Source organism: Skermania sp. ID1734, assembly GCF_007489285.1.
Classification (GTDB): domain Bacteria; phylum Actinomycetota; class Actinomycetes; order Mycobacteriales; family Mycobacteriaceae; genus ID1734.
This window is the reverse complement of record NZ_VLIY01000001.1, coordinates 237,792-253,752: the sequence shown is the minus strand read 5'-3', so window position 1 is coordinate 253,752 and position 15,961 is coordinate 237,792. Positions and strand designations below refer to the sequence as shown.

16 protein-coding genes and 1 pseudogene are annotated in these 15,961 nt (G+C 66.3%); 10 read left to right on the top strand and 7 right to left on the bottom strand.

Annotated features, from left to right (window positions below; all coding sequences use genetic code 11):
- Positions 1-106 precede the first annotated feature (106 nt).
- On the top strand, positions 107-688 hold the full coding sequence (locus FOS14_RS01050) for a transglycosylase SLT domain-containing protein (RefSeq protein WP_143768397.1): 582 nt from the start codon (positions 107-109) through the stop codon (positions 686-688).
- A gap of 114 nt (positions 689-802) precedes the next feature.
- On the opposite strand, the gene FOS14_RS01045 is transcribed toward FOS14_RS01050, so the two are convergent.
- Positions 803-1,507 (bottom strand): dienelactone hydrolase family protein, encoded by a 705-nt coding sequence (locus tag FOS14_RS01045; RefSeq protein ID WP_143768396.1) that lies wholly within the window; start codon positions 1,505-1,507, stop codon positions 803-805.
- A 109-nt stretch (positions 1,508-1,616) separates the two neighbouring features.
- Between FOS14_RS01045 and FOS14_RS25090 the strand changes: the two genes are divergently transcribed.
- Both FOS14_RS25090 and FOS14_RS01040 read left to right on the top strand, forming a co-directional pair.
- Positions 1,617-1,745: a hypothetical protein gene (locus tag FOS14_RS25090; protein ID WP_255449966.1), complete on the top strand. Its 129-nt coding sequence runs from the start codon at positions 1,617-1,619 to the stop codon at positions 1,743-1,745.
- A gap of 26 nt (positions 1,746-1,771) precedes the next feature.
- The gene (locus tag FOS14_RS01040) at positions 1,772-2,893 is read left to right on the top strand and encodes a class I SAM-dependent methyltransferase (protein ID WP_143768395.1); all 1,122 of its coding nucleotides are present in this window, start codon (positions 1,772-1,774) and stop codon (positions 2,891-2,893) included.
- On the opposite strand, the pseudogene FOS14_RS01035 reads toward FOS14_RS01040, so the two are convergent.
- Positions 2,892-3,107 (bottom strand): annotated as a pseudogene (locus tag FOS14_RS01035) (hypothetical protein); the annotation flags it as partial. The gene FOS14_RS01040 and the pseudogene FOS14_RS01035 sit on opposite strands and share 2 nt — an antisense overlap.
- 167 nt (positions 3,108-3,274) lie before the next feature.
- Between FOS14_RS01035 and FOS14_RS01030 the strand changes: the two are divergent.
- Positions 3,275-4,126, top strand: a complete 852-nt coding sequence (locus FOS14_RS01030) for a Bax inhibitor-1/YccA family protein (protein WP_185981555.1) — start codon at positions 3,275-3,277, stop codon at positions 4,124-4,126.
- Between the two features lie 126 nt (positions 4,127-4,252).
- On the opposite strand, the gene FOS14_RS01025 is transcribed toward FOS14_RS01030, so the two are convergent.
- The gene (locus FOS14_RS01025; protein ID WP_143768393.1) at positions 4,253-5,470 is read right to left on the bottom strand and encodes an acetyl-CoA C-acetyltransferase; all 1,218 of its coding nucleotides are present in this window, start codon (positions 5,468-5,470) and stop codon (positions 4,253-4,255) included.
- 136 nt (positions 5,471-5,606) lie between these two features.
- On the opposite strand from FOS14_RS01025, the gene FOS14_RS01020 reads away from it, so the two are divergent.
- Positions 5,607-6,992: a cystathionine beta-synthase gene (locus FOS14_RS01020; protein ID WP_143768392.1), complete on the top strand. Its 1,386-nt coding sequence runs from the start codon at positions 5,607-5,609 to the stop codon at positions 6,990-6,992.
- Between the two features lie 10 nt (positions 6,993-7,002).
- Here the strand turns inward: FOS14_RS01020 and FOS14_RS01015 are convergent, their stop codons facing one another.
- A complete protein-coding gene (locus FOS14_RS01015) occupies positions 7,003-7,461 on the bottom strand; it encodes a hypothetical protein (protein ID WP_255449965.1) in 459 nt (152 codons plus the stop codon).
- A gap of 121 nt (positions 7,462-7,582) precedes the next feature.
- A complete protein-coding gene (locus FOS14_RS01010; protein ID WP_143768391.1) occupies positions 7,583-8,755 on the bottom strand; it encodes an acyl-CoA dehydrogenase family protein in 1,173 nt (390 codons plus the stop codon).
- 39 nt (positions 8,756-8,794) lie between these two features.
- On the opposite strand from FOS14_RS01010, the gene FOS14_RS01005 reads away from it, so the two are divergent.
- Positions 8,795-9,967 (top strand): cystathionine gamma-synthase, encoded by a 1,173-nt coding sequence (locus tag FOS14_RS01005; RefSeq protein WP_143768390.1) that lies wholly within the window; start codon positions 8,795-8,797, stop codon positions 9,965-9,967.
- A gap of 45 nt (positions 9,968-10,012) precedes the next feature.
- Complete coding sequence (locus FOS14_RS01000) at positions 10,013-11,473, top strand: carboxylesterase/lipase family protein (protein ID WP_143768389.1); 1,461 nt, start codon at positions 10,013-10,015, stop codon at positions 11,471-11,473.
- An 11-nt stretch (positions 11,474-11,484) separates the two neighbouring features.
- Here the strand turns inward: FOS14_RS01000 and greA are convergent, their stop codons facing one another.
- Together greA and FOS14_RS00990 are read right to left on the bottom strand one after the other, a co-directional pair.
- Positions 11,485-11,979 carry a transcription elongation factor GreA gene (gene greA, locus FOS14_RS00995; protein WP_143768388.1) on the bottom strand — a complete coding sequence of 165 codons (495 nt, stop codon included), beginning with the start codon at positions 11,977-11,979 and terminating at the stop codon, positions 11,485-11,487.
- Between the two features lie 242 nt (positions 11,980-12,221).
- Positions 12,222-12,656 (bottom strand): DUF4307 domain-containing protein, encoded by a 435-nt coding sequence (locus FOS14_RS00990; RefSeq protein WP_143768387.1) that lies wholly within the window; start codon positions 12,654-12,656, stop codon positions 12,222-12,224.
- 136 nt (positions 12,657-12,792) lie between these two features.
- Between FOS14_RS00990 and mca the strand changes: the two genes are divergently transcribed.
- The 3 genes from mca to FOS14_RS25085 are packed head-to-tail and all read left to right on the top strand — an operon-like array spanning position 12,793 to position 15,943.
- Positions 12,793-13,671, top strand: coding sequence for a mycothiol conjugate amidase Mca (gene mca, locus FOS14_RS00985; protein WP_143768386.1), 879 nt, complete (start codon positions 12,793-12,795; stop codon positions 13,669-13,671).
- The gene (locus tag FOS14_RS00980; protein ID WP_143768385.1) at positions 13,668-13,919 is read left to right on the top strand and encodes a hypothetical protein; all 252 of its coding nucleotides are present in this window, start codon (positions 13,668-13,670) and stop codon (positions 13,917-13,919) included. The genes mca and FOS14_RS00980 overlap by 4 nt, the downstream gene beginning before the upstream one ends.
- On the top strand, positions 13,916-15,943 hold the full coding sequence (locus tag FOS14_RS25085; protein WP_143768384.1) for a thioredoxin domain-containing protein: 2,028 nt from the start codon (positions 13,916-13,918) through the stop codon (positions 15,941-15,943). The genes FOS14_RS00980 and FOS14_RS25085 overlap by 4 nt, the downstream gene beginning before the upstream one ends.
- Positions 15,944-15,961: the final 18 nt, after the last annotated feature.

Genomic DNA, 15,961 nt, shown 5'->3' with positions numbered 1-15,961 from the left:
TTCATAACTGCACGCGGCGTCGGCGAGTGCCGATCGCATCCGCCGTGGATCTTCGCTGCCTGCAACCGGTGACGCCGGTCGAAATCCCGATAAGGAAATCCCTGTCATGTCTGCTTCTGCGCTGTCCCTGCTGGGCGCCTCCATGCGTATGTCTGCCCGAACCGCCGCCGGTACCGCCGGCGCCGCGGTGCTCGGTGTCGTCGCCGTCTCGACGATGGCGCCAACCAGCCACGCCGCCTCGGAGAACGTCGCGCCGATGGCCGTCGTCCAGCACGTGGCTCCCGCGCCTGCGCCGGCTCCCGTTCCGGCCGTCGCGCCGGCGCCCGCGCCGCTGCCCGCCCCGGTTCCGCCGCCCGCGCCGGTCTACCCGGACAACCTCGACGGCTGGATCCGCCAGGCGCTGGACATCCTGCACGCCCACAACATCCCGGCCAGCTACGACGGAATCATGCGCAACGTGATGCGCGAGTCGACCGGCAACCCGCAGGCCATCAACCTCTACGACTCCAACGCCGCCGCCGGCATCCCGTCCAAGGGCCTGCTGCAGGTCATCGACCCCACCTTCGCCGCCTTCCACATCGACGGCACCTCGTGGAACATCTACGACCCGGTCGCCAACATCGTCGCCGCCTGCAACTACGCGGCGAGCATGTACGGGTCCATCGACAATGTCGATTCGGCCTACTGACGTAGGCCTGGGCGTGGATATCGGCCTACTGACGTAGGCCTGGGCGTGAATATCGGCCTACTGACGTAGGCCTGGGCGTCGATTCGGCCTACTGACGTAGGCGCGGGGCCCCGCTCATGCCGACTTGCGCAGGTGCCGGTCGAAGAACGCGAACACCCGCCGCCACGCGTCCTCGGTTGCTTCCTCGTTGTAGGCGAAGCCTGCGATGCGCAGCAGCGGTTGAGCGGGCAGCTTGTTCGCGAAGCTGTGGCCCGCACCGGCATACGTCTTGATGTCGTGCTCAATGCCCTTGTCTGTCAACACTTTCTGCAGCCGTTGCGGCGCGCCGATGCCGGCCGGGTCGCGCCCGCCGAAGCTCGCGACGATCGGGCAGGCGCCGTCGAGCGTCTCGCTGAGCGAGCGGGGTAGCGGCACCCCGTAAAACGGCGCGGACGCGCCAAAGCCCTTGGGGGACATGACCAAAGCGAACTGTCCGCCCATGCAGAAGCCGACTATGCCCACGGTGCCGTTGCATTCGGCCAGGCCGAGTAGGTGTTCACGCGTCGCCATGATGTCGTCGAGCGCGCGACCGCGTTTGGTCAGCAGATCGCGCATGACCCCCGGGATACAGCGCGCCGGACCGCCGCGGGAGTACAGATTCGGAGTGATGACGACGTAGCCCTGCGCTGCGATCCGTTCGGAGATGGCCTTGATGTCGCTGTTGTAGCCGAGCATGTCGTGAATGACGACGACCCCCGGCCACGGTCCGCTGCCGCTCGATGGCTGCGTGAGCAGGCCCTCGATAGTGCCGTCTGGAGTGTCGATGTCGATGGTTGTCACGGGCGTCCCTTCGGATGTGATCGAGCGCACGGTTTACCCAACAACTTACGCGGTACCCTCGGTTCTGTATACCAGCGGTACTGGGAGCCTTTCAGGGAGGGGATGAGTCATGAACGTACTCATTATTGCCGCCGTCGTTGCTGGCGTCGCTGGCTTGGCATTGCTGCATGACAAGTCGGACCTCGACTTTCGGGCACGTGAACGCAACGCCGTCCTGAACCGGCAGGGCAGCCACTAACCCCGGCTCACCGCGCGCACGCGAGAATGGGCGCGGTGAGCACCGAGGAGTTGTTGGCCGATCTGCGGCGTCATCCCGACATCGAGGCGCCGAATCTGTTCGCGGTCGACGCCGCGGACCGGCTTATCCTCGATTCAGCGGCCGAAGCGATAGCGCCCGGCGCCGCAGATGTCGCCGTACTCAATGACAACTATGGCGCTCTGACGCTGGGGGCCGCGTATCGCTTCGGCCTACCGAGCCTTCGGGTTTACCAAGATTTGGCGACCAGCGAGCAGGCGTTGGACGCTAACGCCGCCCGGTTGGGACTTGGCGAGCGCTATCGGCGGTGTCGGCTGGACGCCGATCTGCTCGACGGCGCATCGGTGGTACTCGTTCGGCTGCCACGCAGCCTGGCCCAATTGGCAGAGATTGCCGAAACTGTGGCGCGCTACGCCCCTGAGGCCGTTATTTATGCCGGCGGTCGCGACAAGCACATGTCGCCCGCAATGAATGCGGTGCTAGCGGAGTGCTTCGCGGACGTCCAGGCGGGCCGGGGCCGGCAGAAATCGCGGGTGATCGTCGCGCGTGGGGCAAAGCCGGTCGGGAAATCGAGTTTTCCCGAGGTCGCCGAGCTCACAGACCTCGGCATTGTCGTTGCCGCCCACGGGGGCGCATTCCGTGGCGCTGGCCTCGATATCGGTACTCGGTTCCTGCTCGGGTTCCTCTCGCGCATGCATCCGGAGGCGCGCGATGTGATCGACTTAGGCTGCGGTACCGGCATTCTCGCAACGAAGCTGGCGCTTTCTCGACCGCACGCTTCGATCGCCGCCTACGACAATTCCCGCGCCGCCGTCGTGTCGACCAGTGCGACCGCAGCCCGCAACGACGCCGAGATCGACGCCGTTCACGCGAACCTGCTCGACGGACGGCCAGACGCGTCGGTTGACCTCATCGTCTGCAACCCACCATTTCATGTGGGCGCAACCGTGCACACCGGTGCGGCGCTGGCAATGTTCTCGGCGGCGCGACGGGTTCTGCGAACCGGTGGCGAACTGTGGACCGTCTTCAACAGGCATTTGAACTACCGTCGCGTGCTTGCCGAGACGGTGGGTCCCACGACGGTGATCGGGCGGAACGGCAAATTCACTGTGACCCGGTCAGTCAGATGACGTCAGGCTCCTCGCTCGCCAGCTTGCGGTCGAGGCTTTCGCCAAGTTCGGCTTCCCGCTCCGTGGTGCCGTAGCGGTTCGCCTCACTCCACCCCTCGGGTGGGTCGACGGTGTCATCGCCGTCGTCGCTGGAGGGAATCTCGTCGGAATCCAGCCCCTCGCTCTGCTCGAGCAGCTCCGAAGTGATGTCGTCGGTCGGTTCTGGTGTGCTCACCTAAGGGTGGTTCCCGGCGCGCGGCGTCGGTACACCTGCCGGAGTGGCAGAGCGCACGGTAGAGTCCGAATTGTCCGAACTTGCGACGGGAACTTGTCTTGCCTTCCGGTCGTTGAATTGGACGAGACGCCTCCTCGGGGTGGCCTACCACAGAAGGGATGTGCACGGTGCGCACCACCAGCAACCCGGTGTTCCGCAATCTGCCCGCGCAGAGCGGCGGATACGCCACGTTCGGCACGAATACCGCCGGTGCCGGGCAGTTCACTCACGCCTACGGCCAGCAGCAGTACCCGGAGCAGCAGTACCAGGCTCGGCCGACCGGCCGGGCGATGACCATCGATGATGTCGTCACCAAGACCGGCATCACGTTGGGCGTGCTGTCTGTCTCCGCGATCATCTCGTACGTGCTGGTGCACGGAAACAACGCGCTGGCTGCGCCGCTGGTCATCGGCGGTGCGCTCGTGGGCTTCGTGCTTGTGCTGATTGCGACGTTCGGTCGCAAGATGGACAACCCGGCGATCGTTCTTGCCTACGCCGTTGCCGAGGGTTTGTTCCTGGGCGCTGTGTCGTACCTGTTCGCCAACGTCAGCTTCGGCGGAAGTCACGCGGCCGGTAGTTCGCTGATCATCCAGGCGGTATTGGGCACCTTCGGTGTGTTCGCCGGCATGCTCGTGGTCTACAAGACGGGAGCGATCCGGGTGACGCCGCGGTTGACCCGCATGGTGATCGGTGCGCTCATCGGCGTGGTCGTGCTGGCGCTGGGCAACATTATCGCGAGCTTCTTCACGCCGGGCGGGCTGGGCCTGCGCGACGGCGGCACCGTCGCCATCATCTTCAGCCTGGTCTGCATCGCTATCGCAGCGTTCAGCTTCCTGCTCGACTTCGACGCCGCGGACAAGATGATCCGCGCGGGCGTTCCGGAGAAGCAAGCGTGGGGTGTGGCGCTGGGCCTGACGGTGACGCTCGTCTGGCTGTACCTCGAGATCCTGCGCCTGCTGAGCTACTTCCAGAACGATTAGCGTAGAAACACACAATGGGCGGTCACCGATGGTGACCGCCCATTTGTGTGTTTCCGCCGAGATCATGGATAAGTAGTCGAATTGCGGGTGCACGCCTACATAGCCATGATCTCGTCGCAGCGAAAGCTAGCTGAGCCGCTCCAGCACCATCGCCATACCCTGCCCACCGCCGACGCACATGGTCTCGAGGCCGAACTGCTTGTCGTGGCTTTGCAGGTTGTTGAGCAGTGTCGCGGTGATTCGCGCGCCGGTCATGCCGAACGGGTGGCCGAGCGCGATCGCGCCGCCGGAGACGTTCAGCTTGTCCTCGTCGATCTTCAGTTCCCGCGCCGAGCCGATGACCTGCACGGCGAACGCCTCGTTGATCTCGACCAGGTCGATGTCGTCGATCGTCATGCCGGCGATCTTCAGTGCCTTGCGGGACGCCTCGATCGGACCGAGGCCCATGATCTCCGGCGACAGGCCCGTCACCGCGGTGGACACAATCCGCGCCAGCGGCGTGAGGCCCAACTCGCGAGCCTTGGTGTCGCTCATGATCACCAGCGCCGCCGCGCCGTCGTTGAGCGGGCAGGCATTGCCCGCGGTCACGGTGCCGTCGGGGCGGAAGACCGGCTTGAGCTGCGACACCGCCTCGTAGGTGGTGCCAAAACGGGGACCGTCATCCTTGGCGACAACCGTGCCGTCGGCCAGCGTCACCGGCGTGATCTCTCGCTCGAAGTGGCCGCTCTTGATGGCCTCCTCCGCGCGGTTCTGCGAGCGGACACCCCAGCGGTCCTGATCCTCGCGGGAAATGCCGGTGAGCTTCACGACATTCTCGGCGGTCTGACCCATCGCGATGTAGGCGTCGGGCAGTTGGCCGTCTTCCCGCGGATCGTGCCAGTCAACACCGCCCTGTGCCATCTTGGCCGTACGCTCCTCGGCGTCGGCGAAAATCGGGTTCTTGGTGTCCGGCAGGCCGTCGGAGTTGCCCTTCACGAACCGGGAGACCGTCTCGACCCCGGCGGAGATGAACACGTCGCCCTCGCCGGCCTTGATGGCGTGGAACGCCATGCGCGTGGTCTGCAACGACGACGAACAGTAGCGGGTGATGGTGGTGCCGGGCAGGAAGTCGTAACCGAGGGCGACTGCGACGATGCGGCCCATGTTGTAGCCCTGCTCGCCGCCGGGCAAGCCGCAGCCGAGGATCAGGTCGTCGATGTCGTGCGGATCCAGAGCGGGGACCTTGTCCAGCGCGGCCCGGACCATCTGAACGGTGAGGTCGTCGGGGCGCATGCTCACCAGCGAGCCCTTGCCGGCGCGACCGATCGGCGAGCGGGCGGCGGAAACGATTACTGCTTCGGGCATTGGGACTCCTCACAGCCTTGTGACGTTCGTTGCCTCGAATCTACGTGGTCGCGCCGACAACGGTCGACGCCGGTTCGACTCAGTGGGAGCCAACCAGCCCGCGAAGGAACTGACCCGGACATGGAACGATAGGTGCATGCGCATCGCGGATCACGTCAGCGAACTCATCGGGAACACGCCGCTGGTGCGGCTTCGCTCGGTCGCCGGGCCGAACGCTGGTCTCGTTGCCGCGAAGGTGGAGTACCTCAACCCGGGCGGCAGCGTGAAGGACCGCATCGCGATCAAGATGATCGACGCGGCCGAGGAGTCGGGAGAGCTCCGGCCGGGCGGCACGATCGTCGAGCCGACGTCGGGAAACACCGGTGTCGGCCTGGCCATTGTCGCCCAGCAGCGCGGCTACAAATGCGTATTTGTCTGCCCGGACAAGGTCTCCGAGGACAAGCGAAACGTGTTGCGCGCCTACGGCGCCGAGGTCGTGGTCTGCCCGACCGCAGTGCCGCCGGACCACCCCGACAGCTACTACAGCGTCTCCGACCGCCTGGTCCGTGAGATCGATGGCGCATGGAAACCGGACCAGTACTCGAACCCGGGCGGACCGGCGAGTCACTACGAAACCACCGGACCGGAGATCTGGCGCGACACCGATGGCCGCGTCACGCACTTCGTCTGCGGTGTCGGCACCGGCGGCACCATCACCGGAACCGGCCGCTACTTGAAGGAAGTCTCCGGCGGCAAGGTCAAGGTGGTCGGCGCGGACCCGGAGGGCTCGGTGTATTCCGGGGGCAGCGGTCGTCCGTACCTTGTGGAAGGCGTCGGCGAGGATTTCTGGCCGTCGGCCTACGACCCGTCCGTCCCGGACGAAATCATCGCCGTCTCGGACGCGGATTCGTTCGAGATGACCCGCCGCCTCGCTCGTGAGGAAGGCTTGTTGGTCGGGGGTTCGTGCGGCATGGCCGTCGTGGCGGCGCTCGAGGTCGCCGAGCGCGAAGGCCCCGACGCACTCGTGGTGGTGCTCCTTCCCGACGGCGGGCGAGGCTACCTGTCGAAGATCTTCAACGACGACTGGATGCGCTCCTACGGCTTCCTGCGCACTCCGCTCGACGGCAAGCGCAGCGAACCGACAGTCGGCGACGTGCTGCGCGGTAAGTCTGGTGCCTTGCCGGATCTGGTGCACACCCACCCGTCCGAAACCCTGCGCGACGCCATCGAGATCTTGCGCGAGTACGGCGTTTCGCAGATGCCGGTGGTCGGCGCCGAGCCGCCCGTGATGGCCGGTGAGGTGCAGGGCAGCGTCACCGAACGCGACCTGTTGAGTGCGGTCTTCGAAGGCCGCGCGCACCTGACCGACTCGGTGGCCAAGCACATGAGCCCGCCGTTCCCGCTGATCGGTGCGGGTGAACCGGTTTCCGCGGCGACCAAGTCACTGGAGGAGACCGACGCGCTGATGGTGGTCGACGACGGCAAGCCGGTGGGTGTGATCACCCGCCACGACCTGCTGGCCTGGTTGAGCGCGAGCTTGTAACCCCACCTGCTCAGGGCACGGTGAAGTCGCCGTGGCCGGGGATGTTCAGTGAGCCCGTGGTGACGGTCGCGGTGATGTGACCGGTCCCGGTGGGCTGGTAGAGCGCGTACTGGATGCTGCCGTACATGCCGGCCACCACGTTGACGGACCAGCGACCGGTCGCTCCGGTGTCGAGATTGCGCCAGTCAACGTTGACCGGGACGTTGCACACCGGCGCGAACGGGTAGGGGCCACCGAAGCCGATCAGCGGTCCGGACTGCATGTTCAAGATTGCCTTGTCCGGCCAGTCCGGGCTGGTGGTGGCCCACACGCGAATGTTGCCGCCGCAGATCAGCGCGCCGTTGGCGAGAGTCTGGGTCTGCGTGAAATCAGTGGTGGTCGCGCCCGCGCCGGGTGCTGCCGCAAGTGGAATCAGCGCCGCACTGCCGATCGCGGCCGCGCGCGCGAACAAGGACATCCATCTACCCATGTGTCAGCTCCATCGGTGGAAGTGGTTGCGCACCGAGGGTAACCACCGTCTCGACGCGCGCGATCTTGTGCCCCGGCACCGGGTTCGCGTGCGGCAGCACCGCAAAGAGGCGAGCGGTGGGTCAGCGGAACGCGTTGGAACCGGTGAGCGCTTGGCCGATCACGAGTTGATGCACCTCGGCGGTGCCCTCGTAGGTCAGCACGGACTCGAGGTTGTTGGCGTGCCGCAGCACCGGATACTCCAAGGTAATTCCGTTGGCACCCAATATGGTTCGGCAGGTGCGGGCAATCTCCAGCGCAGCGCGGGTGTTGTTCAGCTTGCCGACGCTGACCTGTTCGCTGCGCAGCGCACCGGAGTCCTTGAGCCGACCGAGGTGCAGGGCAAGTAGCTGACCCTTGCCCAACTCGACCGCCATGTCGGCGATCTTGCCCTGCGTCAGTTGGTAAGCCGCCAGCGGCTTGTCGAAGACTTCGCGCGATTGCGCGTAGGCGATGGCGGCTTCGAGGCAGTCGCGGGCCGCGCCCATCGAACCAAAAATGATCCCGAACCGTGCCTCGTTGAGACAACCGAGCGGCCCGGCCAAACCGCGAGCGTCGGGGAGTGCGGCGTCGGCGGGCAGGCGGAGGTCGTCGAAGCTCAATTCGGCAGTGATGGACGCCCGCAGCGAAAGCTTCTTGTGCATCTCGCGCGCGCTGAACCCGGGGGTGTCGGTGGGGACGATGAAGCCCTTGATGCGCTCGTCGGTTTGCGCCCACACGATGGCGACGTCGGCCACCGTGCCGTTGGTGATCCACATCTTGGAGCCATTGAGAATCCAGTCCGAGCCGTCCTTGACGGCCCGGGTGCGCATGCCGCCGGGGTTGGAGCCGAAGTCTGGCTCGGTGAGCCCGAAACAACCCAGCACATCGCCGGCGGCCATGCCGGACAGCCACTGCTGTTTTTGCTTCTCCGAGCCGTATTTGTGAATCGCGGTCATCGCCAGCGAGCCCTGGACCGACACCATGCTGCGCAGCCCGGAATCGGCTGCCTCGAGTTCCTGACATGCCAGGCCGTATGCGGTGGCCGACGTTCCGGCGCAGCCGTAGCCGTGCAGATGCATGCCGAGCAGTCCGAGTTTTCCGAACTCGGCGGCGAGTTCGCGCGCCGGTACCGTGCCCGCCTCGAACCAGTCGGCAAGGTTCGGCCGAATTCGTTCCGCGACGAAAGCGCGGACCGTCGCGGCAATGTCGCGTTCCTCGGGCTGCAGGAGCCCGTCGAGCGCGAACAATTCATCGAGGGTCACGGTGTCGGCCATGAGTTTCAACCTACAACCGCTCCACTAGTCTTGGGCCCCATGAGCGAGCAGCGCAGCAAGGCCGACCACGACCGCTGGCAGGGTTTCTCCACCAAGGCCGTGCACGCCGGGTTCGATCCCGACCCGCAGACCGGGGTGGTCAACGTTCCGATCTACGCGAGCTCGACGTTCGCCCAGGACGGCGTCGGCGGTTTACGCGGCGGGTTCGAGTACGCGCGGACGGGCAACCCGACGCGCTCCGCGTTGGAGGCATCGCTGGCGGCCATCGAGTCGGGAACGTACGGACGGGCATTCAGTTCCGGGATGGCGGCCACTGACTGCATGCTGCGAGCGGCGCTGCGTCCCGGGGACCACCTGGTGATCCCCAACGACGCCTACGGTGGCACGTTTCGGCTGATCGACAAGGTCTTCACCCAGTGGGGCATCGAGTACTCGGTTGCGCCGATCGCGGATCCCGCCGCCGTGCGGGAGGCGATGCGGCCCAGCACCAAGTTGATATGGGTCGAGACGCCGACCAATCCACTGCTCAATGTCGGTGACATCGCCGCGATCGCCGAATTGGCACATGCCGGGGGCGCGAAGCTGGTCGTGGATAACACTTTTGCCTCTCCGTACCTGCAGCAGCCGCTGACGCTGGGCGCCGATGTGGTCCTGCACTCGACGACGAAATATCTCGGCGGGCACTCCGATGTGGTCGGCGGTGCGCTCGTCACCAACGACGAGGAGCTCGACGTCGCGTTCGCGTTCCTGCAGAACGGTGCCGGTGCGGTGCCGGGGCCGTTCGACGCGTACCTGACCATGCGCGGGATCAAGACGCTGGCCTTGCGAATGGAGCGACACAGTGACAACGCCGAAGCGGTCGCGGAGTTCTTGAGCGGGCACTCGGCTGTCTCGCACGTGATCTACCCCGGACTCGCCGAGCACCCAGGGCATGCGGTGGCGGCCAAGCAGATGCGCAGGTTCGGTGGCATGGTGTCGGTGCGACTGGCCGGGGGCATCGAGGCCGCGCGCGATTTGTGCTCGCGCACCGAAGTGTTCACGCTCGCCGAATCGCTCGGCGGGGTGGAGTCGCTGATCGAGCACCCGGCCGCGATGACGCACGCCTCCACCGAAGGGTCGGAGTTGGAGGTCCCGGCGGACCTGGTGCGGCTGTCCGTAGGTATCGAGGACGCCGCGGATTTGGTGGGCGATCTGGAGCAGGCGCTGGCCTGAGTCATCCACGCGACGAGGCGGTCCGTTCGTGGCAGCATGGCGCCTATGGACACCGTCGTTGCGCTGCCGTCCGGTTCTGTGCGTGGCACGACCACCGGGGAGGTGAGCAGGTTCCTCGGCGTCCCGTACGCGGCCTCGCCGGCCAGAACCGGTTGGTTGCAACCGTCGGTGCCGGTCGAGCCGTGGGTTGGGGTGCGCGATGCCGTTTCTTACGGGCCGACGGTGCCCAAGAACCCGTACCCGTGGCCGTCGTCGGAACTGCTCGCGGAACCGGAAATCTCGGGCGAGGAGTGCCTGAACCTCAACGTGTGGACGCCGAACGTGAACGGTTCAGCGCCGGTGTTCGTTTGGATCCACGGTGGCGCCTTCCGCAACGGCAGCGGGGCGGTCCCGCAGTACGACGGCACGGCGTTCGCACGCGACGGCGTCGTGTGCGTGACCATCAACTATCGGCTGGGTGTCTTCGGCTTCGCCGATTTCGGCGACGAACACACGAACATCGGCCTGCGCGATCAACTCGCCGCGCTGCGCTGGGTTCAGGACAACATCGCGCATTTCGGCGGCGATCCCGCGCGCGTCACCATTGGCGGTGAGTCCGCCGGCGGGATGAGCGTCGGTTGTCTGCTCAGCTCGCCACTGTCGACGGGCCTGTTCCGCGCCGCGATTCTGCAGAGCGGTGCCGGTCACCACGCGCTGCCGCGTGCATCTGCACAAGTCGTTGCAACCGAACTCGCGCAACGACTCGGGGTCCCGCCGACGCGCGATGCGCTGGCCGAAGTGCCGCCGGCGCTGGTGCTGGCCGAGCAGGACACGCTCTGCCAAGAGATTCAGCTGAGCGGCGATGTGGCCCGGTGGGGCAAGGCGGCCGTCGACCTCATGGCATTCGAGCCGGTTGTCGATGGCGACGTTTTGCCGGCGTTGCCTATCGATTCAGTGAGCACGGGTGCCGGTCGTGATGTGCCCGTCCTCATCGGTTCGACCGCCGACGAATTCCGTTTCTTCTCGGTGCCCTCCGGTGTCGCCGCGCAGGTTACCGAGGAGGCGCTCGCCGGCGCGGCGGCGGCATACGGGGTCCGCGACGCGCCGACGGCATATCCGGATGGCACGCCCGGCGAGCGACTTTCGGCGCTGATGACGGATTGGTTCTTCCGCATTCCCGCGGTCCGCCTGGCGGAGGCGAGGGCCGGCGCGGCGCCGACGCACATGTACGAGTTCGCGTGGCCGTCCCGCGCCATCGAGGGCCTCGGGTCCTGCCATGCCCTGGAAATCGCGTTCGTGTTCGACACGCTCGGCGCGCAGGGCACCGAACGGCTCACCGGACCGAACCCGCCGCAGCACATTGCCGATGAGATGCATGCGGCGTGGGTCCGCTTCATCGTCGACGGCGACCCGGGCTGGCCGGCCTACACGCCGGACGACCGGGTGGTGCGGGTGTTCGACACCGACTCATCGACGGTCACTGACCCGCGACCGATCCAACGCAAGCTCTGGGACGGTGTCCGCTAGGCCGCGCGCGCTCAGCCTCGGTACGGCTCGGCGCTGACCAGCGTCACTTTCATGGTGTTGCCGTTGGGCAGTTGGTATTCGCGCGTCTCGCCGACCTTGGCGTCGATCAGTGCGTGGCCCAGCGGGGAGTTCGGCGAGTAGATCTCGATCTCGGAACTGCGCACACCCTCTTCGCGGGTGGCGATCAGGAAGGTTTCCTTGTCCGACTCGTCGCCGTCGTAGTACACGGTGACGACGGACCCGGGCAGGGCCACGCCGGATTGGGTGGGCGCCTCGCCGACCTTGGCGTTGTTGAGCAGTTCCTGCAGTTGGCGAATGCGGGCCTCCTGCTGGCCCTGCTCCTCGCGGGCAGCGTGGTAACCGCCGTTCTCCTTGAGGTCGCCCTCTTCGCGTCTCTCGTTGATTTCGGCGGCGATGACCGGACGGTTGGCAATGAGCTGGTCGAGTTCGTGCTTGAGCCGGTCGTGCGACTCTTGGGTCAACCAGGTCACCTGGGTCTCGGTCATCTCGATCACTCCTTGTTGTCGGTCCCCGCTCGGGATCCCCGTGTCACGTGCGTGGTCTTCGGCCAAGCGATCCCGGGAAATCTCGAACCCCCGACTGGCCCTTCCAGGCCTGTATCGCCCCGCCGTAATGCAGCAAACACGGCTCCAGTGGACCCGGAACCGTGTATCCGAGCAGTCTAGCACGAGCGCCGCTACCAAGGCTGGTGTCGAAAAAAGACGGTAGCGACGCGCGTGCGTTTGTTTTACGTCCTCGTGAGATACCCAGGAACGTCGAAACTACACCCGTACACGTCCCCGGCGGCCGGTGGTTTTGACGTGCGGATCGGGGTTTCGACGACGACGGTGCCGCTCGACGACGGCGCGATGTAGACCTCGCGACGGCCCGCCTCGTCGCCGTCTTTCGATTTCGCCACCACGATGCAATCGGCGGCGCGCGATGGGTCCTTGCGGGTCACCGTGAACTTGATCGTCATCGTGGAGTCGTTGACCGCGTCGTAGGAGACCTGCTGGCCGTTGATGTCTTGCGGGCCGAACCGGAGGTAGCCCAGATAGGCGACACCGACTCCGGCCAGCACGACACCCACCCCGATCAGCGCCGGCACCCATCTGGGCCAGCGTCGGCGGCGCGCGCCGTAGCGGTCCGCGAGCCGGGTCGGCTGTTGGGTGGCGGGTGCCATGGCATCTCCGGAAGGGGTAAGGCGCGGGGGTGTCGGGGACAAGTGGAACTATAGAGAGTGGCCCGTGTTGGCTGCTCGAGCCCATCAGGCCGAGCGTCGACGGCAGGCCCAGGCGAAACCGAGGTGAAGGAACAAGGTGAGCGGATTCCGGCTCATGGCCGTGCACGCCCATCCCGACGATGAGTCGAGTAAGGGCGCGGCGACAACCGCGCGGTACGCGGACGAAGGCAACGATGTGCTCGTTGTGACGCTGACCGGTGGCGAGCGTGGCGACATCCTCAATCCGGCCATGGACGTACCGGGCGTGATCGACCGGATGAACGAAATCCGGCGTGAGGAGATGGCTGAAGCGGCCCGCATCCTGGGCGTTCGCCAACTCTGGCTCGGCTTCATGGACTCCGGCCTGCCCGAAGGCGACCCGCCGCCACCGTTGCCTGAGGGGTGCTTCGCCTTGGTGCCGCTCGAAGAAGCGACCGAAGCGCTGGTCCGTGTCGTGCGCGAGTTCAAGCCGCACGTCATGACGACCTATGACGAAAACGGCGGCTACCCGCATCCGGATCACATCAGATGCCACGAGGTCACGGTTGCCGCCTTCGACGCCGCCGGTGACCCCAACCGCTTCCCGGATGCGGGTGAGCCGTGGACGCCGCTGAAGCTCTACTACAACCACGGCTTTGTGCGTCGGCGCCTCGAGTTGTTCAAAGAGGAGTACGAGCGGATCGGCGAGCCGTTCCCCATGCAGGAGTGGCTGGACCGCTGGCGGCCCGAACACGGCGACATCATGGCCCGGGTCACCACGCAAATCGAATGCGGCAAATACTTTCCCGCCCGCGACGACGCCTTGCGCGCGCACGCCACTCAGATCGATCCGAACGGCATGTTCTTCGCCATTCCCACCGAGATGCAGCAGCGCATCTGGCCCACCGAAGAGTTCGAACTCGCCAAGACCCGGGTGCGTACGGCCATACCGGAAAATGACCTGTTCGCGGGCATCGAGCCAGGAGGGCTGCGATGAACTCGCTCGCGTTGGTCGTGCTTGCGGACAACCCCACCGGACCCGAGTTCGGCAAAGCCTCGCCGATCGGCCTGGTGATCGTGCTGCTGTTGTTGGTGGGCACGGCACTGCTGATCCGCTCTATGAACAAGCACATCCGTGGCCTGCCGAAGACCTTCGAGCCGGAGCACCCGGAGCCGGACCAGGCCGCCGACGAGGGCACCGAACCCACGGCCACGGATAACAAACCGGCCGACAGGCACGAGTGAGCGGCAGGGACCACAACACTCTCGGTACGGCCACCAGCCCGTACCTACGCCAACACGCGGACAACCCGGTGCACTGGCAGCAGTGGTCGCCGGAGGCGCTTTCCTGGGCGCGTGAACGCGACGTGCCGGTGCTGCTGAGCATCGGCTACGCCGCCTGCCACTGGTGTCACGTGATGGCCCACGAGTCGTTCGAGGATCCGGCCACCGCGCAGGTGATGAACGAGAACTTCGTCTGCATCAAGGTCGATCGCGAGGAACGTCCGGACCTCGACGCCATCTACATGAACGCCACCGTCGCCATGACCGGCCAGGGTGGGTGGCCGATGACGTGCTTCCTCACCCCCGACGGGGAGCCCTTCTACTGCGGCACCTATTACCCGAAGATGCCCCATGGCGGCATGCCGTCGTTTGGTCAACTTCTCGAGGCGATCACGCAAACCTGGCTCAATCGCCGCGACGAGGTGGGGCAGGCAGCGGCGTCGGTAACCGCCGAACTTCGCCGCGGCTCGCAACTACCAACGGTCGCCATCGAGGTCGGACCAGCTTTGCTCGACCACGCCATCAATGCGGTGCTGCGCGACGAGGACCGTGACCACGGCGGATTTGGCACCGCACCGAAGTTTCCACCCTCGGCGCTGCTCGAGGGCCTGCTGCGCGGATACGAGCGAACCGGGGACGTCCGCGTGCTCGAGACCGTCACCCGGACTGCTGCGGCGATGGGCCGCGGGGGCATCTACGACCAGTTGCGCGGCGGCTTCGCGCGGTACTCGGTGGACGCCGGCTGGGTGGTGCCGCACTTCGAAAAAATGCTCTACGACAATGCCTTGCTGCTGCGGTGCTATGCCCATCTGGCGCGTCGGACCGGATCGGCGTTCGCCCGGCGTATCGCCGAGGAGACAGCGGGTTTCATCCTCGCCGACCTCGGCACCGCCGAGGGCGGATTCGCCTCGGCGCTCGACGCGGACACCGATGGCGTGGAGGGCAAGACCTACGTCTGGACCCCGGCGCAGCTCGCCGACGTGCTCGGCGCTGCGGATGGTGCTTGGGCGGCAAGTCTTTTCGGTGTCACCGAGGGCGGCACTTTCGAGCACGGCACGTCAGTGCTGCAGTTGCGGCGCGATCCCGATGATGGCGAGCGGTATTCGTCAGTGCGGGCGCGCTTGCGTGCGGCCCGCGATCAGCGCAGCCAGCCGCACCGCGACGACAAGGTCGTCACCGCCTGGAACGGGATGGCCATCGCGGCCTTGACCGAAGCCGGAATTGCCTGCGGGAACAGCGCGTTCATCGATGCGGCGATTCGCTGCGCAAGGTTCGTCTTGGCCGCTCACGTCGAGCAGAGCCGGGTTCGGCGCTCCTCACTCGGCGGCGTCGTCGGGGCGGCCGCGGGCATCCTCGAGGATTACGCCTGGCTCGCGACCGGCTTGCTCGCCCTGCACCAGGCCACCGGCGAGACCGCATGGCTGACGCAGGCGCAGGGCCTTCTTGACGCTGCGGTACAGCATTTCATCGATGTCGAGAATCCAGGCGAATGGTTCGACACGGCCGACGACGCCGAGGCACTGCTCACCCGGCCGAAGGATCCGATCGACGGCGCCACCCCGGCCGGTGCCTCCGCGCTCGCGGAAGCGCTACTGACGGCGTCGGTGCTGAGCGAGCCGGAAGCGGCCGCCCGCTACGGAGAACATGCTCGGGGAACCATCGACCGGGCCGCCGTGATTCTGGCGCGGGCGCCGCGTTCGGCGGGGCAGTGGTTGTCGGTCGCCGAAGCCGCTACCCACGGCCCGATTCAAGTTGCCGTGGTCGCTGAATCCGGCGGCGGCGAATTATCTGATGTCGCCAGGGAATTGGTTCCTGGTGGGGCTGTCGTGGTGGCCGGTCCCGCAGATGGCGCGCCGCTGCTGGCGGACCGATCTACCTGTGACGGCGCGGCGGCCGCGTATGTCTGCCGCGGGTTCGTTTGCGACAGGCCAGTTTCCGATCCGGACGTGTTGCGCGATCTCCTGGCGCGTCGTCCGGGCGGATAGCCGCTGTTATCGGTCCAG

What these genes read in the sequence shown, in the direction of transcription:
- FOS14_RS01050 (WP_143768397.1), top strand. Translation starts at nt 107, where the DNA reads ATGTCTGCTTCTGCGCTGTCCCTGCTGGGCGCCTCCATGCGTATGTCT.
- FOS14_RS25090 (WP_255449966.1), top strand. Translation starts at nt 1,617, where the DNA reads ATGAACGTACTCATTATTGCCGCCGTCGTTGCTGGCGTCGCTGGCTTG.
- FOS14_RS01040 (WP_143768395.1), top strand. Translation starts at nt 1,772, where the DNA reads ATGGGCGCGGTGAGCACCGAGGAGTTGTTGGCCGATCTGCGGCGTCAT.
- FOS14_RS01025 (WP_143768393.1), bottom strand. Translation starts at nt 5,470, where the DNA reads ATGCCCGAAGCAGTAATCGTTTCCGCCGCCCGCTCGCCGATCGGTCGC.
- FOS14_RS01020 (WP_143768392.1), top strand. Translation starts at nt 5,607, where the DNA reads ATGCGCATCGCGGATCACGTCAGCGAACTCATCGGGAACACGCCGCTG.
- FOS14_RS01015 (WP_255449965.1), bottom strand. Translation starts at nt 7,461, where the DNA reads ATGGGTAGATGGATGTCCTTGTTCGCGCGCGCGGCCGCGATCGGCAGT.
- FOS14_RS01010 (WP_143768391.1), bottom strand. Translation starts at nt 8,755, where the DNA reads ATGGCCGACACCGTGACCCTCGATGAATTGTTCGCGCTCGACGGGCTC.
- FOS14_RS01005 (WP_143768390.1), top strand. Translation starts at nt 8,795, where the DNA reads ATGAGCGAGCAGCGCAGCAAGGCCGACCACGACCGCTGGCAGGGTTTC.
- FOS14_RS01000 (WP_143768389.1), top strand. Translation starts at nt 10,013, where the DNA reads ATGGACACCGTCGTTGCGCTGCCGTCCGGTTCTGTGCGTGGCACGACC.
- greA (WP_143768388.1), bottom strand. Translation starts at nt 11,979, where the DNA reads ATGACCGAGACCCAGGTGACCTGGTTGACCCAAGAGTCGCACGACCGG.
- FOS14_RS00990 (WP_143768387.1), bottom strand. Translation starts at nt 12,656, where the DNA reads ATGGCACCCGCCACCCAACAGCCGACCCGGCTCGCGGACCGCTACGGC.
- FOS14_RS00980 (WP_143768385.1), top strand. Translation starts at nt 13,668, where the DNA reads ATGAACTCGCTCGCGTTGGTCGTGCTTGCGGACAACCCCACCGGACCC.